Source organism: Marinobacter sp. AC-23 (assembly GCF_001858325.1).
In the GTDB taxonomy this organism is placed as follows: Bacteria; Pseudomonadota; Gammaproteobacteria; order Pseudomonadales; family Oleiphilaceae; genus Marinobacter.
Genome location: NZ_MBPP01000034.1, coordinates 112207 through 135507, shown reverse-complemented (window position 1 = coordinate 135507; position 23301 = coordinate 112207). Strand labels below are relative to the sequence as shown.

The window sequence follows — 23301 nt, the reverse complement described above, 5'->3', positions numbered from 1 at the left end:
CCACCAGTGTGCTCACGTCGAATCGCCTGGCTCAATATATAGGCATTCTGCGCCCCGATAGCCACGATAATGCCGCCGCAGACAATCAATCCCGTCAGATAACTTTCAAGCACTGTTTTTCACTCCATTTTTGATGCCGCAAGAATAGCCGCTTACCGATATACTTGAAATTCATATCCATAATGGCGTATCAGTTTTACTTATGATTGATTACAAATTACTGGAAGCCCTCGCCACGGTTATCGAAACAGGTGGTTTCGAGCGGGCAGGCGTTGCGCTTGGGCTGAGTCAATCGGCTATTTCGCAGCGCATCCGAACTCTGGAAATCCGCATCGGGCAACCGGTCCTGTTACGCAGCCCGGTTCCAAGAGCTACGCTGGCCGGGCAGCGACTGCTAAACCACGTCCAGCAGGTTCAGTTACTTGAGCGGGATCTGGCGAAATCACTGCCAGCCCTTTCCGAGCCTACCGCCCGATTACGCATAGCCCTCAATGCTGACAGTCTCGCAACCTGGTGGGCAAATGCCATAGGTGAATTCTGTAGAGACGAAACGCTGCTGCTGGACATAGTGGTTGAAGATCAGGACATCGCATTGCGCCGCATGCGCGAAGGGGATGTGGCTGCGTGCCTGTGCAGTAATTCGCAGCCAGTACCTGGAGCCCGCTGCATTCCGCTTGGCAACATGTCCTACCTGCCTCTGGCGACGCCTTCGTATAAAGCCCGGCACTTCAGTCAGGGCTTTAATGAAGAGAGCCTGCAATCGGCACCCGCAATTGTATTTGGCCCAAATGATCAGTTACAGCACCGGTTTTTGGCCCAGAGTGGCTACCACGGCGCCTTCCCCTATCATCTATGCCCTTCTTCTGAAGGCTTCGTAAAACTGGCGCTGGCAGACATGGGTTACGGCATGATTCCGAGGATTCAGGCGGAGCGTGAAATCGAGGCAGGACGCCTAGTCAGCATTGCTCCCGATCAATCTCTTGAGGTTGAGCTGTACTGGCACTTCTGGCGTCATAGCGGAGGTGTTATGGAGCGGCTGACGACTGCATTAAAAGCTGCACGCTCTTAATCTTTCGGGCGCACGCTGATGCCAAACCATTGAGGAAACCGGAGTAGACAGAACAGCGCTACCATGTCGTAAACGCCGTGCCAGATCATAACCAAAAGGAGGCTGTCGGTCATCGCATAAGCTAGCCCAAGCACCAGCCCAAGGCCCGTAGCGATAACAAAGTAAGTAAAGGAGGCGTAGTGCACCAAACCGAAAAGCACGGATGCCGCCAGTACTGCGATGATTGGCCCCGTGTGAACGGCAAGCCAGCCCTGCACTGCCCCCCGAAACAAGAGTTCTTCACCAACGCCTGCGAAGACCGAAAGCAAAAAAAGTACAAACCACGAATACCCGGATGCAAACTGATATAAGCCGCGCATTTGACGGTCAAGGTTATCCGGGAACAGGCCTGGCACCTGAGTGAGCAGTAACAGCGCACCGTAGGTGCACAGGGCGCCCAGGACACCATAGAACACACTTGGCATAATCCCGGCTCCAAAGCCTTGTACCGGGATATTCGCGACCAGGATTGCCAGAAGACCAACCACCCCAATCCCACCCTGGAATACCAGAGCGGCAATGGGAGAAGGTTTCGATTTGATCCGGTTTTTCACCACCATTTACTTTTTAAAAAGGTCTTTCACAGGGAACAGGTCATCATACTGTGGCGCCTGCTTCTGCGCTTTCGCCTGAAAGGTTTTCATCATATCCGTTGGGCGGAACATTCCCGCCTGCCACGTCGCCATGTATTTCAGACTATCGGCAACCGTGTGATCACGGCTGTAGTTCAGCATCTCTTTACAGCCAGTGACCGCAAGCGGTGAATTGGCCGCTATCTGCGCGGCAATCTCCAGGACGCCTGCAACCAGCGCCTCTTGGTCGGGATAAATAGCATTCACAAAACCAAGGCCTTTTGCCTCTTGGGCGGAAAGCTTACGCCCGGTATACGCCAGTTCACGCACAACACCCTCTGGCATCAGCTTGGGTAGCCTCTGAAGAGTGCCCACATCGGCGGTCATGCCAAGCTCGGTTTCCTTGATCGTGAAATACGCATCTTCCGTGCAATAGCGGCTGTCTGCCGCACACACCAAGTCCAGGGCACCGCCAATACAACCACCATGAATGGCCGCCAATACAGGCAAACGAATATTCTCTAACGACGTTAAAGTATCCTGAAGCTGTAAAACAACACGCCGCAGATTTTCCGCCATACGGCCTGGATCGCCACTCATAGGCACCGCTTTAGGGTCGGAGAAGACGCCAAGATCCATGCCTGCCGAGAAATGCTTACCCGTAGATGACACCAAGATCACCCGGGCATCAGTGTTTGACTCGATTTCCTGCATGCACTTGGGCAGCTCAAGCCAGAAGGCTTTCGTCATGGTATTCAGCGCTTCCGGGCGACTGAACTGCACATGGGCAACCTTGTTTTCGACGCTGACAGAAAAACTTTCGTAGGCGGATAGCTCAGACAAGACAAAACTCCTCTTATTGATTCACATGAATTCTAAAATGCTGACGCAAACATACCTCATGTTGCTGAAAATGTCGGGTTTATGCCTATAAGAAAGTTCTTTGCTTTTCGTCAGCCAACAGGTACAGTGGCCCTCGTTGGAAAGATTTAGCAAAGCACTTCATCAATAAGACGCATTTCAGTAGTTGTACGTCCTGTTTTTGATCACGCCCGTTGTTTATTTCCGCATACCGCTGACCAGCCATCAACATGATGACCTGGCGGCACTTTAAAAGATTGAAATCAGGATTATATTATGTCTACTGTTACCGGTACTGTTAAGTTTTTCAACGAAGCAAAAGGTTTTGGCTTTATCACTCGTGAAGGCGGCCCCGACGTATTTGTTCACTACAGCGCTATTCAGGGCGGCGGTTTTAAGACTCTGGCTGAAGGCCAGCAAGTCGACTTCACCGTGACTCAGGGCCAGAAAGGTCCTCAGGCTGAGAACGTTGTTGCTGTTTAATTAACAGACAACGCTAAAAAAGGCAGCTTCGGCTGCCTTTTTTGTTGTCCATAATTTCTTTTTATTACGCCATAACCTCTTCCTGCTCAACCCGATTCCTACCCCCTGCCTTGCCACGATAAAGCGCCTGATCCGCACGACGCACCACAGAAGCCATATCATCGCTCTCGCAAAGCTCGCTGACACCCACACTGATAGTGACATCCATCGTTACACCAGCAGTGGCCTTCCAATCGTGACTAAGCAGTGCACCCCTCACCCTCTCCGCGCTGGCCAGGGCGTTATCGATTCCTGTGCCCGGAAGAATAATCAAAAACTCCTCACCACCCCAACGAGCCACAAGATCCTGAGTTCGCAGCTGCGCCGGAATTAACTGCCCGATCTCAGTGAGGATTCTGTCACCCACTTCATGGCCATAGCGATCATTGATTACTTTGAAGTGATCCACATCGACCAACATAAAGGCCACCGAGTGCCCGGCTCGCTGGAAGCGCGCAATTTCCTTCTCCGCCAGATAGCTGCCGTGGCGCCGGTTAAATAAACCTGTCAGCGAGTCAACGGTAGCCAACCGACTAAGCTTGCGCTGAGCTGAAAGCACCATGTTCAGATAGAAATATGAAAGATAACTGAACATGGCAAATACGATGCTCAGATTAAACAGATGAACTCCCAGCAAGCCGCCAGGCGATACGGGCTGAACAGGTTCAATAAACCACATCAGAACATCGAGCCCTACGTAATAGCTCCAGAGCCCTATCATCGCCAAGATTGCACCTCTGGGCGGCATGGTGACAAACAACGCAGGGATGAACAGCATCAGATAATAATGAAAACCGCTGCCCCAGCCGATCATGATCGTCCCCAGGGCGGAGTGAACAATCACCTCAATCCATATCAACCAGATAGCCAGACGATTCTGCCGGTGCCCAAGAGCGTAGTAAGCAGCAACGTACATAGCCACGCTAACAACGTTGATCCACGCAAGAATCGGAGAGCCGAGAATATGAAACAGAAAGAAAAAAGAAACATCCACAGCAGTCGCAAGCTGACAAGCCTGCCGGGCAACCCTCCAGAACTGAGGGCGGCGCTCTCGCTCTGGCGAGGAGCCAGAGAAATTATTGTTTTTTTCCATGAATTTTAAAATTCCCTGCTGCCGAGCGACCTAACTCATCAAAACGAACTAAATGGCAGGCCCAATGGGTAGCCTAGCCGGATATTAGTATAAAAGCGCCATAGTAGACCCTTTCCATGGCTGACGCACTTGCCTCGTTCCGCCGAGCCTGGATTCTGAAAAGACACGTTGACGCGCCCTCAGAATGCAAATAACATTCATGCAAAATGAATGTTATTATTCGAAAGAGCACAATACCTCTCCTCAACGGCAGGAAGACATTTTATGATGCAATTATTCAAGGAAATAACCAGCCCGAAAAATGCTGATAACGCAGCAGTAGATGAGCTGAAAGCAGGCACGGCAAAAAAGGATTCCGAGACCCCGGTAGCTGCCCCTGAAAGCATGCCAAAGAAAGGTAAGCACGGAGATCCAGGTGTTTGCTGTGGGGGCTGCTCGTAAGACCACTGGAACTACACGATGTTATCAGTGACGTTTCCATTGCCTATTCGGCACTCTGGAAACGCCACTGGCTTTTCAAGCCAAAAGAATCAATGCTCCATTTTGTGTCCCGAATGATCCATTTTCATCTCTTTCACATCAGCGTCCAGCGACTGCACGCTTAGCTCAACCTCAATAGCTTTTGAACCATCAAACTCCAGCCTAAGGGGAATACTCTCCCCCTCCTTTAGCGGTTCCGCCAGCTTTTCCAGCATCAGGTGATAACTATGGGGCTTGAGTTCCACTGTTTCTCCAGCCGATATGGTTAGTCCGCTTTTCAGCGGCTGCATGCGCATTACACCGTCATTCATAAGCGTTTCATGAATTGAAACACGATCGGCTCTTGGTGTGCTTGCGCCAACCAGCGTGACATCGCTATCGCCATGATTTCTTATCACCAGATAGCCTACCCCCATAGGAGTGCCCGGCGGCGTTGGCCGGCTCCATGGATGTCCAATTTCAATATCCCCAACGGAGTACTCGTGGGCCACGACAACATTAGCAAAAATCGATGTGATCAATGCGCTGCTGGTAAAAAGCAATATGATTAGTTTTTTCATGATATCTCGCGTTGCTACTGTTGAACTGAAAATGACAGATGTCACATAGGGGAGCTTTAAAGACCACAGTGTTGCTTACAACTCAACTCAAGAATTCGAGTGCGTCGAGTAGTCGCACCGAGAAAAACAGAACTCAAGACTATGAGTATCAGACTTTTTTAACAAACTCAGATTTAAGCTTCATGGCACCAATGCCGTCAACCTTGCAATCAATATCATGGTCACCGTCTACCAGACGAATACTCTTAACCTTGGTACCAACTTTGACAACCGAGCTTGACCCCTTAACCTTCAGATCCTTGATGACTGTCACTGCATCTCCATCCTGGAGTTCGTTGCCGTTAGCATCGCGAACCACTTTGCCCTCTGCTGTCGCTGCCGCCTCCGCTTCTGTCCATTCGTGGGCGCACTCAGGGCAAATAAGCTGGGCACCGTCTTCATAGGTATACTCAGACGCACACTGGGGGCAAGGAGGGAGTTGAGACATTGGCGTTTCCTGATAGTTGAATTTACGGGCATTATACCATCAACACCCATTCGGATCCGGGGGCGCAGGTTCACGCTCACTACCATGCTCGCAGCAACAACAGGTAAACTCCCCGGCAGTATCAAACCGCTTTGAGGAACCAGCCATGCCGATCTGGGTTGACGCCGACGCCTGCCCCGTACCCATCCGGGAAATTCTCTGCCGCGCCGCCACTCGCTGGCACGTTCAGACGACATTCATTGCCAATCATGTAATCAAACTGCCGCCTAGCCCTTACATTAAGGCCAGACAGGTTATGCAGGGTTTTGATGTGGCGGATAATGAAATTATGGATCAGCTCAGCGCCGGCGATCTCGTGATCACCCAGGACATTCCGCTGGCGGCCGAAGCCATTGAGAAAGGTGCCGATGTGTTCAACCCAAGGGGCCAGGCTTTTACCAAAGAAAACATCCGCCAGCGCCTCGCCATGAGGAACTTCATGGAGGAGATGCGCAACGCCGGACAGGTTACCGGCGGCGCGCCTCCGTTCAACCAGACCGACCGAAAGGAGTTCGCTGACAAGCTGGATCGGTGGTTACAGCGCAACCGCAAGCCCAGCAACAACTAGCGCAACAAAGAGACCGGCGCCAGCCGCAATCTTCAGCCCTTCGATCATTTCCTGTTCTGCCGTCATGGCTGTATCTCCCTGAGCTTATGGTGTAAACAGATCTTATGAAGAACGCCGGTGCCGCATAAGGCAGGCACACAGACACAATAATGATATTGATTATCATTTGCAATACCTGAAGGAGACTCACCATGCGTCTTGTCCGATCTTTTGTGATGCTTAGCGGCTTGTTTCTTCTGTGGCTCCCCCTCGTTGCTGCAAGCCAAACATTCACCTCTGAAGATGCCCGCTTCAGGTTGGAAACTGTGGCTGACGGCCTCGAATATCCATGGAGCCTGGCCTTTCTCCCCAATGGCTCCATGCTCGTTACGGAGAGAGCCGGCAGGCTGCGTGTCATTCAGAACGGCGAGCTGTTGCCCCAAGCCGTTCAAGGGCTTCCAACACCCGTGGTATCAGGCCAAGGCGGGCTATTCGATATAGCGCTGCACCCGAATTTTAAAGACAACAGGACGCTGTTCCTCAGCTACGCACACCGTTCCAGCGAAGGAATGACAACTCGAGTAGCTCGCGCAATTCTTGAAGAGGGAAGGCTAAGCGACGTGACCGTCATCTTCGAAGCCTTGCCACGCTCCGGCACGTCGCGGCACTTCGGCGGGCGAATGGCGTTCGACGCATCCAGTCACCTTTATATTTCCGTTGGTGACCGTGGTGATATGGACCGGGCCCAGGACACCCAGGACAACGCCGGCGGGGTTCACCGCATTACCGTGAATGGTGAGCCCGCACCGGGCAATCCCGGACTGGGCGACTCAGGCATTAACAACACCCTGCTCACTTGGGGAAACCGCAATATTCAGGGCATGACCGTTCACCCCATAACCGGTGAAGTCTGGACCCATGAACACGGCCCCCGTGGTGGCGATGAAATCAATATCCTGAAAGCCGGCACAAATTACGGCTGGCCTGAAATAACCTATGGCATTGACTACACATGGCTGCCGATCACTCTGGACACCAAAAAGGAAGGCATGGCTCAGCCCCTGCACTACTGGGATCCATCGATTGCGCCTTCAGGTATGGCGTTTTACACCGGCTCCGAATTCCCCCAATGGCAAGGCAATTTGTTCGTAGGGGCGCTCAAGCTGCGCAAACTGGTTCGGCTGGAAATCGAAAACGAGCAGGTTGTCGGTGAGGAGGACCTGCTCACCACCCTTGAAGAGCGGATTCGCGACGTTCGGGCAGGGCCAGATGGCACTCTGTGGTTACTGACAGATTCGCCGCAAGGGAAAGTCTATCGGGTTGTACCGGTTCAGTGAGGGTCACCGGTACGCTCGGTCTTTTCGTACTGGGGCAGATCGTCCGTAATTTCAAACCAGTCTGACTTAGAGCCTACGTATACGTGCTGCGCAGGCCCCTTCCCCAGGGGCTCGTTGATCACGCCGACACGCAGGCGAAGAATGCCGGGAATCGCATCCACACGGCTGTACACATGGCTTCCGCATCGGCTGCAGAAGGCTCGATATTTTCCCGGGCGCGATTCAAACTCGGTCATCTTCTCTTCTCCGGATAAAAACCGGAAACGCACTTTCTGCACTGGAGAACTGGCAGAAAATGCACTGCCATGAGCACGGCGACATTGGCTGCAGTGGCACAAAGAGAGCGGCCCCAAAGGGCCTTCGTATTCAAATGCAACATCTCCACACAGGCACTGGCCGGTATACATAGGCGTCCTTATAATTGTTTCTTGAGCGCTTAAGAACTTGCTCACTGGCAGGCCATGATACCCGCCAAATTGCCTATGAAACAGAGTGACCGCCGATTGCTTTAACCATACTGCGCATTCAGATAGCCCAGTATGCGAGCAGATTCAAACAGCCCTTCGCCAGTATTCGGATCCTCAAGATAAGGCACCTGAACCCGTCCGTGCGCCTTGAAAAAAGCATCACGTTTGCCGCCAGGTAAAGGCCTGTATGGCCCAGGCTTAATGCGTTGCTTTGCAGGGCCAATCTCAGTCCAGTGCTCCTTGCCCAGGTTGTGCAGGGTGTAGGGGATTTCCAGTTCACACAGTTTCTCTCGCACCAAGCGAGAGAATGGACTGCCCTCAAAGCTCCACAAATGCAGAGGCTGGTCTGGCTGTTCAGTTGAATTGGCACGCAATCCCCTCATTGCGCTGGCTACAGAGGCTAACGAGCCCAGAACGGGTTGCCAAACCCGCTCACGGTAATAGCCAGGCACCGATCGACCGGCATACTGGCGAAACAAATATTCAATAATGGCTTCCGATTCGTACATCACGGTATCGGTGTTTCTGTCGACAAGCAGAGGGAACTGCTGCTTGCCTCCCGTCGCTTCTGCCTGCTTACGGAAAACGCGACCGCCCTTGGGGCAGGGCCTAATTTGCACATCAAGATTGAGGGCAGTTAATGCTTCGCGAACCCGCCGGCAGTATGGACACCCTTCCATGTCATACAGTACAAGGGGTTGCTCCGGTTGCGGTACGGCTTTTACAACAAGGCATCCACGCCAAGCTGTAAGCGATGATGTTGCAACAGAGCCCAGTACGTTCGCATGGTGAGCCAGCCTATTAGCCATATATCAATCCTTCTGTTGAGGTCCTATTCATTATCGCCGTAAGTATGTCGATTTTCATTGGCCGGCAATACCACCGGATACTGACAGCAACGCAACTTACATGCAGTGACAAATCCCAATACAAACAAGCTGCCTACTGGCATTTTTTAACGTCATGTAGAGGTTTTCTGCATAGTACAATAAGCAAAGATGGGCTATTGTTCAGTTAGCGGATTTCTCCGCACATTTCATCGCGTGGCCAATAGAGTGATTTCGGGTATGCCGCATACGAACAGCGCAGGAAAAACCAGTCGTCGGTTAAGGCACCCAGCCTTGGCCCTAGCCGCGGCTCTTGCTTTGGCTCCTGCTCTGGCTAACCTGCCGTCGGCATTGGCGGCTGATGACCATAGCGCTGGCGGCAATCGCCTCTGGGCCAGCGAGATGCGAGACTATGCCACAAAATCCCTTAAAAGCGACGAAGCCCTGAGCATGGCTGCCGTGCCACTCAATGGCCCGGGGCTTGACCAGAACATCAATGCTGATGTGCCCATGAGCCCAGGCTCCATCATGAAGGTGATCACTACCTACGCCGCTCTGGAAATCCTTGGCCCGACACATCACTGGGATACGGATTTTCTGACTGACGGAAAAATGGTCGGCGATACCCTCAACGGCAATCTCTATGTGCGCTTTGGTGGTGACCCCAAGCTCACCTTTGAACGACTCTGGATAACCCTGCGGGAACTCCGTGACATGGGGATTAACCGCATCGATGGCAACCTGGTACTCGATGGCAGCTACTTTGAAATTGATGGCGGCTTTCCAGTATTTGCAGACAATGGTAATAACCCACACGCGCCATTTCTGGTTGAGCCGTCTGCCTACCTGACCAACCTCAACCTCGTGCATTTCCAGATTCGGGCTGATGAGCGCGGCACCCAAGCCTGGAGCACGCCAGCTCTGAGCGAAGTTGTTATCGACAACCGGGTAACCGCAGTGGCTGACGGGCCCTGCCCGTCGCGCCGCAATTTTGATTGGGTACCGGTCATTCAAGAAGGCGGGAAAGTGACTGTACGGGTAACGGGCGAACTGCCACAGGGGTGCCGCACCACCACTTACTTGTCCTTACTGCCCCACGAGCAATACAGCGCTTCAATGATCCGCTCTCTACTTGGAGAAATGGGCATCATCGTGTCCGGTGGAAACCAAACAGGGCTGACCCCGAAAAACGCGCGGTTGGTTATGAAAACCACATCGCCAGATTTGGTCACCATGGTGCGAGACATCAACAAGTGGAGCAGCAACGTGATGGCCCGGCAGCTATTGCTGACCATAGGCGCTCAAAACCGGCTAGACAACGAAGACGACGACCGAGTTGCCGGCATACGCGTTATTTATGATTGGCTCGAGAATAAAGGCGTCGATACTGCAGGAATGGTGATCGACAATGGCGCAGGCCTAACTCGCCACGGCAGAATTACCGCCAGACAAGGTACAAAAATTCTACAACACGCCTGGAACAGCCCCTACTCCTCAGATCTTATGGCTTCCATGCCCATTATCGCCATGGACGGAACCATGGCGCGCCGCTTGCGCAATACAGGTATGGATGGCGAAGGCCGCATTAAAACCGGTTACCTGGAAAATGTGCGGTCTATTGCAGGCTTTACGCGGGATGAAAACAACACAACTTGGGCAGTAGTGGGCATGGTGAACAACGACCCGGCGTGGAATGGCCAGGCCGTTCTTGATCGAATTCTATATTCCCTCCACTTCCGTCCGCCTACCGGTACTGCGCTTTCACGGGCAGAACCAAGCACCTCCAAAACATCTATCCAATAGATCAACTGCCCCGGGCTCAGCTGGGGCAGGATTATAATGAGCTTGTAACCTTTTTTGATAGGCTTTGTTAGCAAGTCAGGCATCCTATGGATCAGTGCGGATATTTGTCCAAATTACACAGCGCGCGAGCCGGGGCGCTCTTGCTTGCAACAATTCTGTTTGTTACTGGGTGCAGCTCAACCCGGCTAGCGTACCGTTACGCCGACTGGGGCATTGTCTGGTGGGTTGAAGACCTGGTTACGCTCACGCCACCACAAGAGCAGCAATTGAATGATGATATTAATAACCTGAAGCAATGGCACTGTAGCACCGAGTTGCCGCGCTATAGGGCATGGCTGACCCGTTTCCAGAACGATTTAGCTTCAGGCAAGCCCGGCCCGGCCGAAGTCAACAATCTTCAAAGCCAATTGCTCGCGTTCTTCCCGCCCTTAGTTCAGCAAATAACACCCGTCGCCGTTAATCTTCTTTCCAGTCTAAGCGACGAACAAGTGCGCGAATTGGCCGGCAACATGGATGAACAACACAGGGAACGGGAAGAGGAATTTCTGGTGGGCGACGCCGAAGCGATTGCAGAGGCGCGGGCAGAACGGACAATGGAGCGCGCGGAGCACTGGTTAGGGAACCTGAACAGTAGTCAGCAAAGCAGCATCAGCGACTGGTCAGATAATCGTGCAGGCCAGACCAGAATCTGGCTAGAGGGCCGTAAAAACTGGCAAAACGCCCTGCTGGACGCCCTCGAAAACCGCAACAAGCCGGGTTTCGACGACGCAATCACCGAACTGGTCAAAAGCCCGGAAGCTGCCAGGGGCAATGCCCATGCGGAGATGATGAACAAAAGCACGGAGGCCATGGCTAGGTTGATTTACGAACTATTACAGGCGAGCCAGCCTCTCACCTTGACCACCTGGCCCACCGAGCATCGGACCTAAGCGACGACTTCAAAGCCCTCACCTGTAAACCAGGCTCCGAGGTCGCATTGCGAGCTTACGAATAATCAGATCGTAAGGTAACCACCGTCTGCATTAATGCAGGCACCCGTGGTGTAACTGGACGCACCCGATGCCAGGTACAGCACCGTGCCTGCCATTTCGCTGGGATCGGCCACACGCTTCATGGGAATGTGCGCCATAGCCTGCTTCTTGATGGCCTCATTCGAAGTCAAAGCGCTGGCAAATTTCGTGTCTGTCAGGCCAGGTAACAAAGCATTCACCCGAATGTTCTGCTGGCCCAGCTCCATGGCGAAAGATTTGGTCATGGAGATAACCGCAGCTTTGGTAATCGAGTAAATCCCCTGGTAGTGGCCTGGGTTCACACCGTTGACAGAGGCCACGTTTACGATTGAACCTCCGCCGTTTTTCTTCATAAGCTGGGCACCACGGGCACACATGAAGAAGTAGCCACGAATGTTCACATCCACGGTTTTATGGAAGGCACCCAAATCCGTGTCTTCAATCGGGCCGAAATACGGGTTGGCTGCGGCATTATTAACCAGAATATCCAGCTTGCCGTGCTGTTCTTCGATATGAGTCCAAATAGCCTCGATCTGCTCCATTTCGCCGATATGGCAGGCGTAGGCCTCGGCGCTGCCGCCGGCCTCGCGAATACTGCTGGCCACTGCTTCACAACCGTCAATTTTACGGCTGGTCACAATCACGTGAGCGCCGTAATCCGCCAGCGTACGAGCAATGCTCTCGCCAATACCACGGCTGGCGCCGGTTATCAGGGCGATCTTTCCGGTCAGATCAAACAGGTCTTTCTTGCTCATTCGTTCACCTCAATTCGTTATCGGAACGTCACCAGGGCGGGGTCTTCCGCTTCCAGGTGGCTGTAATTATTGAAAACAGACAGGCTTCGACGGCCAGTGGAATAAAGCACTCGCGTAACGCTGGTATTGGCGATGACTTCGTTCAGCCTAATGCCTTCTCGTCGTCCAGGCCCAAAAGGTGCTGGCACATAACCGCGATAGGCCCGCCAGAGGTGGACACCAGAACATCCCCACCGCCTGCGTACTCGATCATTTCGTCAAAGGCTGCCAGAACCCGGATTTTGAAATCCGCCCAGGTCTCGTCGTACTCCGCGTCATAGTTCCCGGATGCCCACCGTCGCATCGCTTCGACAAAGGCGTTCTGAAAGGCTGCGGCGGGTTTTGGAAAAGCCGCAAGATCTTTCGCCATAACCTGCCGATCGCTCCACTCGGGTCGGTAACGGTTAACGATGGATATATGATCAAATTCGTTGAAGCCAGGCGCCACTTGCATATCTGGCAACTGCGCACCGTAACCCGTCGCGATGGCTTCAACAGTCTCCCGGTGGCGCTGCAAATCGCCGCCAAAAATCGCCGCCGGCTTTATTTTGTCAATCATCCAACGACCAAGAACCTTACCCTGCTCCCAACCTCTGCGTGAGAGTTGATCGTAGTTTTCCTTACCAAAGCTGGCCTGGCCATGGCGCACAAGGTACACAGTAGCCATTAAAGAGAACTCTTCGAGATCAAACGCTTACAGCGATTCTCAAGATAGTTCGCCGCATGACCGAACGCTGCGAAGCGCTTGTCGTTGGTTTGGCCGTGATAGAAGCGGTAATAGATCTGTTGCACGATCACAGCTAACCGGAACAGTCCGTAGATCTCATAAAAATCGAAGTTATCCGCCCGAAAGCCGGACTTCTCCATGTAGTAAGCCACCACTTCCTTGCGGGTAAGCATACCGGGGCGATGCGTAGGCTGACGACGCAGCATCTGGAATGCGTCTTCGTCACCTGCCTCAATCCAGTAGGCAAGTGTGTTACCGAGATCCATCAGCGGATCACCAATCGTTGCCATTTCCCAATCCAACACCCCGATTACTTCAAAAGGGTTGTCCGGGTTCAGCACCACGTTGTCAAAGCGAAAGTCGTTGTGAATAACAACCTGGGCAATATCCTTTGGCATCTTGTCATTCAACCAGGACATCACCGCCTCAAAATCGCCAACGTCGTCTGTTCGGGCCTTGCGAAAGCGATCACTCCAACCGCCAATCTGGCGCTGAACGTAACCTTCGCCCTTGCCCAGCGCATCAAGGCCAGCAGCTTTGGCGTCAACGCGATGCAGATCCACCATTTTATCAATCACGCTCAGGCACAGCTTGCGTGTATCGGCTTCACTCAATTCCAGATCATTAGGGAAATCCTGGCGCAGGATGATGCCTTTCATTCGCTCCATCACATAAAAATCGCACCCCAACACATCATGATCGTCGCAAATGGCGATGATCTCGGGCACACAGGGATAGACCGGCTTCAGCGCCTGCATCACCTTCGCTTCGCGCAGCATGTCGTGAGCAGACTTGGCGATTTGCCCAAGGGTGGACGGCGCAATACATACGAACGGTCGCCGTAGTCCACCTGATAAGTCAGGTTGGAAGCGCCACCCGGGTATTGCCGGATAACCGGCTCACCAGCCAACTCCGGGATCGCACTCTTCATAAACCGGTCGATGGCGGAAAGATCCAGTTCCTCACCTTCGCGGATATCTACGGCCTGATCAATCTGGGTCATTCAGGGCTCTCCTTTGTTTTCCTGGTCAATTCAGGCTTTGGCTTTACCGCCCATTTTGTTCATCCAACGCTTGCTCTCCCTGTACATCAGCCGGTCAAAGGCCCAGGGCGCATAACGCTTGAATATCCACAGACGGCGTTCCTTCACATGAGGCAACACCCAGAAATCCTTGTTTTTTACCGAGCGCACTATGTCCTCTGCCACGTGATCTGCAGAAATAGTCGAGCGCTTCATTAGCTTGTTCACATTCTGTTGAACACCAGGAATATCCGAACGCATGCTTTGAGTGAGATTGGTCTGGAAAAACGCAGGGCAGACACAGCTGACATGAATGCCATCACCTCGCAGTTCCTGACTCAAGGTCTCCGACAAGGCAATAACACCCGCCTTGGACACATTGTAGCTGTCCATAAGCGGCGCCAGCATCAGGCCCGCCATAGATGCGATATTCACAAACGTACCAGAGCCCTGTTTCTTGAACTGTGGCGTAAACGCCTTACAGCCCCGCACCACCCCCAGCACGTTGATATCAAGTATCCATTCCCAATCGGCCATGGTGGTATCTTCAATCGACCCGGCAGACGCTACGCCGGCATTGTTAACGACCACATCCACACCGCCCCACTTTTGCGTGAGATCCGCACAGATCTTTTCCAGATCGGTAAGTCGTCGGACGTCGCACTCCACAAAATAGCCTTCGCCACCAGCATTTTTAATTTCCTGCTCAACGCCCACGCCCTGCTCGGGATTAATGTCACCGATACAGACTTTTGCGCCTTCTCTGGCATAACGTAGCGCAATGGCCCGGCCAAGGCCGCTTGCGCCGCCTGTTACGAATACTCTTTGTGTCATAGTGTTTTCCATCAGTTTTTGTATTTACGCAACTCGATGCGAGCTACGGTCGCCCGGTGTACCTCATCTGGCCCATCCGCCAGCCGCAATACCCGAGCATAGGCAAACAACTGAGTAAGCGGGAAGTCATCATCGCTCACGCCGGCGCCGCCGTGAATCTGAATTGCCTGGTCCACAATGGTTTGCAGCATATTGGGAATCAACGCCTTGATCATGGCGACTTCCTGAATCGCACCGGCAATGCCTTTGGTATCCAAAGCCCAAGCGCATTTCAGAGTCAGCAGACGCGCCTGCTCAATCGACATGCGGGCATTGGCAATGATATCTGGATTACCCCCAAGCTTAGCCAGCGGGCGACCAAACGCCTCACGGCTTGTTGCCCGCTTAATCAGAAGCTCAAGTGTTCGCTCGGCTGCACCGATAGCTCGCATGCAGTGGTGTACGCGGCCAGGTCCCAAGCGCCCCTGAGCAACCTCAAAACCGCGACCCGCGCCTGCAATAAAGGCACTCTTGGGCAGACGCACATTCTCGAACGACACTTCACCATGTCCGTATGGCTCATCGTACTCACCAAACACTGGAAGCATACGTTCGATTTTAACACCCGGCGTATCCAGCGGAACCAAAACCATGGAGTGACGACGATGTTTATCGGCACCCGGATCGGACAACCCCATAAAGATAGCGACCTTGCAATCAGGGTGCCCAACTCCGGTACTCCACCACTTACGGCCATTCAGCACCACTTCGTCACCTTCAACCACCGCCGTTGCTTCCATGGTAGTTGCATCAGAGGACGCTACAGCCGGCTCAGTCATGCAGAACGCAGAACGGACTTCGCCACTGAGCAAACGCGGCAGCCATTCGGCCTTCTGTTCCTCAGAGCCGTAGTGGATCAGCACTTCCATATTGCCGGTGTCTGGGGCATTGCAGTTAAAGATCTCAGGCGCAATAAAGCTGCGGCCGGTTTCTTCAGCAATCAGCGCGTAATCGGAGTTGAGCAAGCCACAGCCGTGCTTTTCATCCGGGAAGAACATGTTCCAGAGACCTTGGGCTTTGGCTTTTTCCTTCAACTCCTTGATGATTGGCAGCACAACCCAGCGGTTTTCAAGAGACGCCAACTCTCTATGATACCGAGCTTCAACCGGGAAAATTTCTTCCGCCATAAACGCTTTTACACGCTCAAGATAATCCTCACCTTTCTCGGAGATACTGAAATCCATTGCCGAACCCTCTCAGAAATTTTACAACGATGATTTGACTATTCGATGGTGCGATGAATATACGCACGATTGAATCAGTCTAAAGTTGCACCCACTATTACGCGACTGAATTATTCTTATCGTTTACTATTAACATTACTTATTCAACGAGAGCTTACTGACTATGGCCGGGACTCGCCTGGATCTCAACCTCCTACATGTGTTTGACACCATATTCCGGGAAGGCAGCCTTACCCGCGCAGCAAAAGCATTGCACCTGACCCAACCCGCGGTCAGCCATTCCCTGTCACGCTTGCGGGATCATTTTGACGATCCGTTGTTCACCCGCCAGGGTAACCAAATGGTGCCGACCCCTCTGGCCCGCCGCTTCCTTGAATCCATGAAACCCGGGCTCACCCAAATCCAGGGTGCAGTCAATCAATTTCATGCTTTTGATCCAGCGAACCAGCGTAAAACCTATTCACTAGGCCTGCGAGATGTTCTGGAGTCCACCTTCCTACCGCAGCTTATGCAACGGCTGGATCCCTACCCGGAGCTGGAGATCGTCAGCAAACGCATTCCCCGACGTGACATGGAAACACAGCTGGCAGCTGGCAAGTTGGACTTCGCTGTTGATGTTCTGCTGCCGGTCAGCAGCCAAACGTCTCATGAGCTTTTAAGGCAGGACAGACTTGTGGTTCTGGCGCGGGAAGGTCATCCGTTGACAGCACAGACATTGGATATGGAGCGTTATCTTTCAGCCCGTCACGTGCTGGTTTCCTCACGCACAGAGGGCCCGGGGATTGAAGATTTTGAGCTGTCGAGGCTCGGGGTTCAACGCAGCATTCGCCTGCGTTGTCAGCATTACTACGCGGCCTGCCGAGTCGTGGAAGCGACCGACCTTTTGCTGACCATGCCGGAAACCTACGCCAGAATCATTTCGGAGCGGGCCAGCATTACCATAATGAACCCACCTGTGGATCTGCCCTCACTCGACGTGCATCTATACTGGCACAAAGCTTACGGTCAGGAGCCGGCGCTGATATGGTTTCGAGAACAGCTCAATGCTATTCAGTAAGCCCCCACGGCCATGAGAAAACCGAAAAAGCAGACGGCCGTAATGCCAAGCGAAGCGACCACTATACCGAACCCCCACCAGATGGCCGCACCGTCGGAAATAGCAACGTCGTGGCTGCGCAGGGTGCGGTAAAACGCCCAAGGGCCAAGTATAAACGCACCGACCACCGCAAACACCAGCCCAACACTGATGCCCGCAAATGTCCAAGTGGCAAGTTCGGTGGTGCGGTCTGAGACACTGTCAGTAACACCGTGGTGTTCCAGGAATTTCTTGCAAAAAAACCATACCAGCGCGAAGAGCGCTGCAACGAATACAAGACCACCGATAACAGTAAGAAGACGGTAAAGCACAATCAGATTTCCTGTAAGTTAGAGATCACGTCAGGCAGGATAATACGGCTCTGGCAAACACTCGAACCCTGGTCTGGCAAACAGATAGCCTTGGTACAGAGTGATACCCTGGGAGCGCAACCAGTAATATTCTTCCTCGGTTTCCACACCCTCGGCCACAATCGCACCGCCCAATTGTTTCATCATGGTGATAATGCCTGCTACCACAGCCTGCTTGTTCGGTTCCTGATGAATGTTACGCACGAGCGTCATATCCAGTTTAAGCAAATCGGGAGGGCTGGCCATCATAATGTTGTAACGGGAGTAACCCGCGCCAAAATCATCGATCGCAGTACTGAACCCCATTTCCTGGTAGGCATCGATAATGGCAACAAGATGTTCAACCGATGTCAGGTCTTCTCCTTCCGTCAGTTCGAATATAATCTTGCTGGTATCGAAATTGTAAGTTTTAGCTGCCGCCAGCGTAGTGCGAATGCAGTATTCTGCCTTGTACACAGCGTTGGGCATGAAATTAATGCTCAGCCGCGTACTCATACCAAGTCGAGACGCCAGCTTGACTGCCTTCACCCGGCAAATCTGGTCAAAAGCATAGCGATTCTGCTCAGTTACCTTACCGAGAATGCTCGGGGCACCCTCACCCTCAGGCCCCCTTACCAAAGCTTCGTAGGCATATACGGTTTTATTGATAACGTCGACGATAGGCTGAAACGCAAACGTAAAAGAAAAGTCCAAGCCTTCCCCACAGGCGCACTGCTCGCAATGAGACTCATCAAACAGGATTTTTGGATCGATCACGTTACCTCCTCTGCTTTAAACCGGACATAGTGGCAAGGTATGTAAAAGCTTATTTCCGCGCCACTATAGTCGCGAACAGCCTGGTGGTAAAACGACTTGCTGTAAAAGTCTGTCAAACGCTGGCATCCGCTAGTCACGCAACTACACTGGGCTTTATCACTCGTAACAGCCTTTCAACTAAAGGAGTCTCCAGAATGGACCAAACTACCCGCATTGCAGTGACCCCGGGCGACGGCATTGGCCCAGAAGTCGTGGGGGAAGCCATACGCTGCCTGGAAACCCTACGCACCAAACACAGCCTGAGCCTTGAATGGAGCCACTTCCCATGGCCGTCACACGCATGGCACCAGGAGCATGGTGAATCCATGCCCAGTGATGCCCTGGAGCAGCTCAAAGCTTATGATGCAATTCTGCTAGGCGCCCTCGGCGACCCAGGCCCTTTGGACGACCCCAACCGTTATCTTTTAACCGACAGTGTCTCACTGGCGCCGTTGCTGGATATGCGTAAAGGCTTCGATCAGTGGGTGTGCGAGCGCCCTGCCCGCCTGTTACCCGGTGCCCGTCAGTATCTCGCCGATGAACGTGCAAAAGATATAGACATGCTGGTAATCCGGGAAAACTCCGAAGGTGAATATGTGAGCCAAGGGGGTCGTCTGCGCAAAGGAACCGAGGATGAAGTTGCGACTCAGATGGAGGTGTTTACCCGCAAGGCGACCAATCGCATTATTCGCTACGGCTTTGAGCAGGCCCGAACCCGGGCGGTGGAGCGCGCGAACGAAGGCCGTACCCGCCAGTTCCGTACCCTTGATGGCAGCCGGGATGGCCGCACCTGTGAAAGCCAGGTATGCCTGATCACCAAGCGCAACGCCCTGCGTTACTGGGGTGATATGTACACCGAGGCGTTCGAGGAAATCAGCAAAGAGTTTCCGGATGTGGCCACCCACCACGAGCTGGTGGATGCAGCATGCATGAAGTTTGTACAAAGCCCCTGGGCATTCGATGTGGTGGTTGCCAGTAACCTGCAAGGGGATATTCTTACGGATCTGGCTGCGGTACTGTCTGGCGGAATGGGTGTTGCCCCTTCCTGCAACCTGAACCCGACAGATCCCAACATGCCCTCCATGTTCGAGCCAACCCATGGCAGTGCTCCGGACATCGCCGGCAAGGGCCTGGCTGATCCAACAGCCATGCTGTTTACTGCAGCTCGCATGTTGGAGTGGCTAGGCAGAAAAGACCCGGTGATGGCAGCAGCAGGCAAGGAATTGTTTGATGCGGTGGCTGCAGATCTGGCAGAAAATGCCGGCGCGCGGCGAGGAACACAAGAGATTGGCAAAACTATCTGCCAACGCCTGTTAGCCTAAGAAGCAGGAGCAGCAGAGCCAGAAAGCCTTTCCGGCTCTGCCTTGTTCACACGGGCTTATCAATCAGCCATTACAAATTCAATGCGGCCAGGGGCCACCCGAATATCGGCCGGTATTATGCCAAACAAGCGCTGGGCCGGATCTGCTTCATCCAGGCGATAAACGGGTATGGTTTCCAGCATCTGGGCCACAACCCCCATCACCTGGTTCGTAATCGGCCCAAGATCGCCCTTAAAGAAGCTGGAATCGACGCTACTTTCCAACAACTTTACCCGGCGAATAAAGATAGCTTTTTCCTTGCTGTCGTAAACCGGAGCCCCTTCAACTTTTAACGCAATATCAACCGGCAGTTTTGCCATCAGTACGTTAAGTGCCACCTGGCCCTTCAGATCGATCACTGCAACATCACGGCCGTCCGGCCCAAGGGAAATATCTGCGTCATCGAGACGGAGGCTGAGTGGTGACCCACTCTTCAGCTGTGTGCGGTCGTAATCGCGAACCGCATCCTGCAAGTGGCTTTCCAGCTGCCCTTCAGAAATAGAATAAGGAGAAAAGCTGGCGCAACCACTGGTCAAAGCAAGCGCCAATAACACCATGCCCCAAAGGCTACCAAGGTGTAGTTTATTCATCGTTTACTCTCCATGGATTAAGCACCCATCCTGCGGCAGCACAGCAGACGGAACAAGACCGGCGGGTTAATAATTGGTGAGAATCCGGGCCGCTTACTCGTTTTCGGCCCGGGCCTCTACGTGAGGGGTAAGATTATCATCGAAAACAACCCGCAATAGAATGGGCTGACAGCATACCTGGCAATCTTCAACATACTCCTGCTCCGCTACCGAAGGGTCGACGCTGATATCCAGCGCCTCCCAGCAGTACGGGCACTGGATAAGCACAGAATCCAGAGCCGACATAGCCCCTCCTCAGAACGATTGTTTCGCCATCCATGGGATGATGCGATCAAACGCAGCTTCAAGGTTCTCACAGGTGGTCGAGAAGCTGATACGAACGGCGTTGGTGCAGTGTTCACCGAACGCGTCGCCTGGCACTAAGCATACCCCGGTCTCTTTGAGCATACGAAGCGCCAAATCCGACCCATCTACATGGGGCGGCAGGTCCGGGAATGCAAAGAACGCACCACCCGGCTTATACCCAGTCATGTATGGGGTCTGATCAATCAGCTCCACGACTTTGTCCCGGCGCTCCTTGTAAATGCCCAGCATATCTTTTACGCACTGCTGGTCCCCGGTCAACGCTGCGACACCCGCAAATTGAGACGGCGTATTAGCCACTGACGTAGTAAACATGTGGTAGCGACGAAGGGATTTGATGGCCGCCTGGCTGGCAATTACCCAACCTATACGCAGCCCCGCCATACTGTAGGTTTTCGAGAAGCTACTGATGCACATAATGTTGTCCAGATCCATGGAGCAGTTCAGGACACTGGCGAAGTCATCGTCATCAAAAATCAAATGGTCATACACCTCATCGGCATACACCTGTATGCCTCGATAGGCACACTCTTCCAGAATGGTTTCCACAGTGCTGCGAGGATAAACCGCTCCGGTCGGGTTATTCGGATTATTAAGTATCAAGGCAAAGGTTCGCGACCCCATAGCCCGGATGACTTCATCAGGATCAAGCTGATGGTCGTTATCCGCCCGGGTCGGCACAAATTTAACCTCACCTCCGTTCATGCGGATCAACGGCGCATATAGCAGGAAAGAGGGATCCGTTACAATGAACTGCCGGCCAGGCGCCGCTGTAGCCGAGATGGCCAGGTACATGGCCTCTGTCGCGCCGCTGGTGACCAGAATATTATCTCTGGTGAGCTTGCGATTGTACCGCTTACTGTAGTAATCCCGCAGCGCTACCAGCAACTCAGGAAGCCCGGCATCCATAGTATAGCCAGTCTGCCCTGCGTGGAGAGCGTCAACATAAGCATCGATAATATGCTTGGGTGTTGGCAGATCCGGCTGGCCGATCGAAAGATGAATAACATCCTTCATGGTAGCTGCCATGTTAACCATACGCCGAATACCCGGCACCGGAACGGCCTGCATGGCTGGGTTCCAACTGGCCTTGGTTTTCCGGTACTTCACCTTCCGCGGTTTATCCTGGCCGGTGTCTCTGTTGGCAGCATTCGCCATAACAATCTCCTGCAACGGGAACGGTGGGGCAAAACTAACCCCATTGCAGGTTAGCCAGTAAAATCTAGGCACACAAGGTAAAGCCAACAAACATAAGGTAGGTACAAGTACCCACCCAAAAAAACAGCTATTAAAACCCTAAAATCGAGTCTGGGTTGACCGGATGGCATCTGCCTACCAGACTCTCCTCAGGGTCTTTCAGCGGACATGAACGGCCCACAAAAACCACTCACCATAACCAGCCATTTGATCAGGCGGAGGTTCAATGTCTCAGCACAGCAAGCCTGTTGTAACCGTTCTCACTGCACCCGGAGAGCAGGAACCACCGGGGATGGAATCGCTAAGGGCGCGCGCCGAAGTGCGCTTTGCCAGTGACGAGGCAACCCTGCGCAGCACTTTGCCGGGGACGGATGTGATGATGGTGACGGATTTTCGTACCGAGGCGCTTGAGGCGGCCTGGGGCTGTGCGGACAAGCTGAAATGGATACACGCCACCAGTGCGGGGGTAGACGCACTCATGTTCCCCGCTCTTACAGAAGGTGATGTTGTGGTCACCAACGCCAGAGGGATATTCGACCGAACCATCGCTGAATACGTGCTGTGCACCATTTTGATGTTTGCCAAGGATTTTCCGGGGTCTATCCGCTTGCAAATGAAGCACCAGTGGAAACACCGGGATACAGAAAGGGCCGAAGGCAAACGGGTTCTGGTGGTGGGCGCAGGGTCCATTGGTCGACAGATTGGCCGGTTGGTAGCTGCGGCCGGCATGCAGCCCCACGGCATCGCCAGAACCGCTCGCACCGACGACCCCGATTTTGTCGCCGTTCATGGGAACAACGAACTGTATGACCAGCTGGGCCATGCCGACTATGTCGTTATTGCCGCGCCATTGACGCCACAAACCGAAGGGTTGTTTGACGAGAAGGCATTCAAAGCCATGAAAAGCACCGCCCGCCTGATCAATATTGGTCGCGGCCCGGTTGTTAAAACCAATGATCTGATTGCTGCCCTGAAGGCAGGCGAAATTGCTGGCGCTGGGCTAGATGTGTTTGAGGAAGAGCCGCTACCGGAAGACCACCCGCTTTGGGACATGGAAAACGTCATCATGACCGCACACATGGCCGGCGATTTTATCGGATGGAAACGCGCGCTCACTGATCAGTTTCTTGAAAACTTTGACCGCTGGCATAGCGGCGAAGAGTTGTTTAACCCAGTCAACAAGGAGCTTGGGTACGCTGGAAGCAGTTAACAGTCCAACAAAAACGGGAACTCACAG

The 23301-nt window shown here is 53.2% G+C and carries 26 protein-coding genes and 2 pseudogenes; 10 read left to right on the top strand and 18 right to left on the bottom strand.

Features of this window, described 5'->3' with window-relative positions; all coding sequences use genetic code 11:
- Nucleotides 1-113: pseudogene (locus tag BCA33_RS21850) on the bottom strand (amino acid transporter); the annotation flags it as partial.
- Between the two features lie 89 nt (nucleotides 114-202).
- On the opposite strand from BCA33_RS21850, the gene BCA33_RS12425 reads away from it, so the two are divergent.
- Nucleotides 203-1069, top strand: a complete 867-nt coding sequence (locus tag BCA33_RS12425) for a LysR family transcriptional regulator ArgP (RefSeq protein WP_071266274.1) — start codon at nucleotides 203-205, stop codon at nucleotides 1067-1069.
- Here the strand turns inward: BCA33_RS12425 and BCA33_RS12420 are convergent.
- Together BCA33_RS12420 and BCA33_RS12415 are read right to left on the bottom strand one after the other, a co-directional pair.
- A complete protein-coding gene (locus BCA33_RS12420) occupies nucleotides 1066-1662 on the bottom strand; it encodes a CPBP family intramembrane glutamic endopeptidase (protein ID WP_254774364.1) in 597 nt (198 codons plus the stop codon). The two genes, BCA33_RS12425 and BCA33_RS12420, sit on opposite strands and share 4 nt — an antisense overlap.
- Before the next feature lie 6 nt (nucleotides 1663-1668).
- The gene (locus BCA33_RS12415) at nucleotides 1669-2523 is read right to left on the bottom strand and encodes a crotonase/enoyl-CoA hydratase family protein (RefSeq protein WP_071266270.1); all 855 of its coding nucleotides are present in this window, start codon (nucleotides 2521-2523) and stop codon (nucleotides 1669-1671) included.
- Nucleotides 2524-2817: 294 nt separating this feature from the next.
- On the opposite strand from BCA33_RS12415, the gene BCA33_RS12410 reads away from it, so the two are divergent.
- Nucleotides 2818-3024: a cold-shock protein gene (locus BCA33_RS12410; RefSeq protein WP_071266268.1), complete on the top strand. Its 207-nt coding sequence runs from the start codon at nucleotides 2818-2820 to the stop codon at nucleotides 3022-3024.
- Between the two features lie 64 nt (nucleotides 3025-3088).
- Here BCA33_RS12410 and BCA33_RS12405 read toward each other — a convergent pair whose 3' ends face one another.
- Complete coding sequence (locus BCA33_RS12405; RefSeq protein ID WP_071266265.1) at nucleotides 3089-4156, bottom strand: GGDEF domain-containing protein; 1068 nt, start codon at nucleotides 4154-4156, stop codon at nucleotides 3089-3091.
- A 264-nt stretch (nucleotides 4157-4420) separates the two neighbouring features.
- Between BCA33_RS12405 and BCA33_RS12400 the strand changes: the two genes are divergently transcribed.
- The gene (locus BCA33_RS12400; RefSeq protein ID WP_071266263.1) at nucleotides 4421-4597 is read left to right on the top strand and encodes a CCGSCS motif protein; all 177 of its coding nucleotides are present in this window, start codon (nucleotides 4421-4423) and stop codon (nucleotides 4595-4597) included.
- A gap of 89 nt (nucleotides 4598-4686) precedes the next feature.
- Here BCA33_RS12400 and BCA33_RS12395 read toward each other — a convergent pair whose 3' ends face one another.
- Nucleotides 4687-5196 carry a copper chaperone PCu(A)C gene (locus BCA33_RS12395; protein WP_071266261.1) on the bottom strand — a complete coding sequence of 170 codons (510 nt, stop codon included), beginning with the start codon at nucleotides 5194-5196 and terminating at the stop codon, nucleotides 4687-4689.
- Between the two features lie 148 nt (nucleotides 5197-5344).
- Nucleotides 5345-5683 carry a zinc ribbon domain-containing protein YjdM gene (locus BCA33_RS12390; RefSeq protein ID WP_071266259.1) on the bottom strand — a complete coding sequence of 113 codons (339 nt, stop codon included), beginning with the start codon at nucleotides 5681-5683 and terminating at the stop codon, nucleotides 5345-5347.
- A gap of 145 nt (nucleotides 5684-5828) precedes the next feature.
- Between BCA33_RS12390 and BCA33_RS12385 the strand changes: the two genes are divergently transcribed.
- Both BCA33_RS12385 and BCA33_RS12380 read left to right on the top strand, forming a co-directional pair.
- Nucleotides 5829-6290: a YaiI/YqxD family protein gene (locus BCA33_RS12385; RefSeq protein WP_071266257.1), complete on the top strand. Its 462-nt coding sequence runs from the start codon at nucleotides 5829-5831 to the stop codon at nucleotides 6288-6290.
- A 191-nt stretch (nucleotides 6291-6481) separates the two neighbouring features.
- Nucleotides 6482-7606: a PQQ-dependent sugar dehydrogenase gene (locus BCA33_RS12380; RefSeq protein ID WP_083394737.1), complete on the top strand. Its 1125-nt coding sequence runs from the start codon at nucleotides 6482-6484 to the stop codon at nucleotides 7604-7606.
- On the opposite strand, the gene BCA33_RS12375 is transcribed toward BCA33_RS12380, so the two are convergent.
- Nucleotides 7600-8013: a GFA family protein gene (locus tag BCA33_RS12375; protein ID WP_071266255.1), complete on the bottom strand. Its 414-nt coding sequence runs from the start codon at nucleotides 8011-8013 to the stop codon at nucleotides 7600-7602. The two genes, BCA33_RS12380 and BCA33_RS12375, sit on opposite strands and share 7 nt — an antisense overlap.
- Nucleotides 8014-8114: 101 nt before the next feature.
- Nucleotides 8115-8882: a glutathione S-transferase N-terminal domain-containing protein gene (locus BCA33_RS12370; protein WP_071266253.1), complete on the bottom strand. Its 768-nt coding sequence runs from the start codon at nucleotides 8880-8882 to the stop codon at nucleotides 8115-8117.
- Nucleotides 8883-9140: 258 nt separating this feature from the next.
- Here BCA33_RS12370 and dacB point away from each other — a divergent pair, with 258 nt between their 5' ends.
- On the top strand, nucleotides 9141-10703 hold the full coding sequence (gene dacB / locus BCA33_RS12365; RefSeq protein WP_071266251.1) for a D-alanyl-D-alanine carboxypeptidase/D-alanyl-D-alanine-endopeptidase: 1563 nt from the start codon (nucleotides 9141-9143) through the stop codon (nucleotides 10701-10703).
- 266 nt (nucleotides 10704-10969) lie between these two features.
- The gene (locus tag BCA33_RS12360) at nucleotides 10970-11632 is read left to right on the top strand and encodes a DUF6279 family lipoprotein (protein ID WP_254774363.1); all 663 of its coding nucleotides are present in this window, start codon (nucleotides 10970-10972) and stop codon (nucleotides 11630-11632) included.
- 65 nt (nucleotides 11633-11697) lie between these two features.
- On the opposite strand, the gene BCA33_RS12355 is transcribed toward BCA33_RS12360, so the two are convergent.
- The 5 genes and pseudogenes from BCA33_RS12355 to BCA33_RS12335 all read right to left on the bottom strand — a co-directional run bounded on the left by BCA33_RS12355 (nucleotide 11698) and on the right by BCA33_RS12335 (nucleotide 16312).
- Nucleotides 11698-12468 carry an SDR family oxidoreductase gene (locus tag BCA33_RS12355; protein WP_071266249.1) on the bottom strand — a complete coding sequence of 257 codons (771 nt, stop codon included), beginning with the start codon at nucleotides 12466-12468 and terminating at the stop codon, nucleotides 11698-11700.
- Nucleotides 12469-12610: 142 nt separating this feature from the next.
- Nucleotides 12611-13174 (bottom strand): histidine phosphatase family protein, encoded by a 564-nt coding sequence (locus BCA33_RS12350; protein ID WP_254774362.1) that lies wholly within the window; start codon nucleotides 13172-13174, stop codon nucleotides 12611-12613.
- Nucleotides 13174-14237: pseudogene (locus BCA33_RS12345) on the bottom strand (phosphotransferase family protein). Before BCA33_RS12345 ends, BCA33_RS12350 begins: the two are co-directional and overlap by 1 nt.
- A 30-nt stretch (nucleotides 14238-14267) precedes the next feature.
- Entirely contained in the window at nucleotides 14268-15089 is an 822-nt protein-coding gene (locus tag BCA33_RS12340; RefSeq protein ID WP_071266247.1) for an SDR family oxidoreductase, read from the bottom strand.
- Nucleotides 15090-15100: 11 nt separating this feature from the next.
- Complete coding sequence (locus BCA33_RS12335; protein ID WP_071266245.1) at nucleotides 15101-16312, bottom strand: acyl-CoA dehydrogenase family protein; 1212 nt, start codon at nucleotides 16310-16312, stop codon at nucleotides 15101-15103.
- A gap of 163 nt (nucleotides 16313-16475) precedes the next feature.
- Between BCA33_RS12335 and BCA33_RS12330 the strand changes: the two genes are divergently transcribed.
- The gene (locus BCA33_RS12330) at nucleotides 16476-17369 is read left to right on the top strand and encodes a LysR family transcriptional regulator (RefSeq protein WP_071266243.1); all 894 of its coding nucleotides are present in this window, start codon (nucleotides 16476-16478) and stop codon (nucleotides 17367-17369) included.
- Here BCA33_RS12330 and BCA33_RS12325 read toward each other — a convergent pair.
- Nucleotides 17363-17719, bottom strand: a complete 357-nt coding sequence (locus BCA33_RS12325; RefSeq protein ID WP_071266241.1) for a hypothetical protein — start codon at nucleotides 17717-17719, stop codon at nucleotides 17363-17365. The two genes, BCA33_RS12330 and BCA33_RS12325, sit on opposite strands and share 7 nt — an antisense overlap.
- Nucleotides 17720-17749: 30 nt before the next feature.
- On the bottom strand, nucleotides 17750-18514 hold the full coding sequence (locus tag BCA33_RS12320; RefSeq protein WP_175469773.1) for an EAL domain-containing protein: 765 nt from the start codon (nucleotides 18512-18514) through the stop codon (nucleotides 17750-17752).
- A 194-nt stretch (nucleotides 18515-18708) separates the two neighbouring features.
- Here BCA33_RS12320 and BCA33_RS12315 point away from each other — a divergent pair, with 194 nt between their 5' ends.
- Nucleotides 18709-19875: an isocitrate/isopropylmalate dehydrogenase family protein gene (locus BCA33_RS12315; RefSeq protein ID WP_071266239.1), complete on the top strand. Its 1167-nt coding sequence runs from the start codon at nucleotides 18709-18711 to the stop codon at nucleotides 19873-19875.
- A gap of 59 nt (nucleotides 19876-19934) precedes the next feature.
- On the opposite strand, the gene BCA33_RS12310 is transcribed toward BCA33_RS12315, so the two are convergent.
- From BCA33_RS12310 to BCA33_RS12300, 3 genes are all read right to left on the bottom strand, one after another.
- A complete protein-coding gene (locus tag BCA33_RS12310) occupies nucleotides 19935-20504 on the bottom strand; it encodes a DUF1439 domain-containing protein (protein ID WP_071266237.1) in 570 nt (189 codons plus the stop codon).
- Between the two features lie 93 nt (nucleotides 20505-20597).
- Entirely contained in the window at nucleotides 20598-20789 is a 192-nt protein-coding gene (locus BCA33_RS12305) for a CPXCG motif-containing cysteine-rich protein (RefSeq protein WP_071266235.1), read from the bottom strand.
- 9 nt (nucleotides 20790-20798) lie between these two features.
- Nucleotides 20799-22025 (bottom strand): pyridoxal phosphate-dependent aminotransferase, encoded by a 1227-nt coding sequence (locus tag BCA33_RS12300; protein WP_071266233.1) that lies wholly within the window; start codon nucleotides 22023-22025, stop codon nucleotides 20799-20801.
- A gap of 265 nt (nucleotides 22026-22290) precedes the next feature.
- Here BCA33_RS12300 and BCA33_RS12295 point away from each other — a divergent pair, with 265 nt between their 5' ends.
- Nucleotides 22291-23274: a D-2-hydroxyacid dehydrogenase gene (locus tag BCA33_RS12295; protein ID WP_071266231.1), complete on the top strand. Its 984-nt coding sequence runs from the start codon at nucleotides 22291-22293 to the stop codon at nucleotides 23272-23274.
- The last annotated feature ends 27 nt before the right edge of the window (nucleotides 23275-23301 follow it).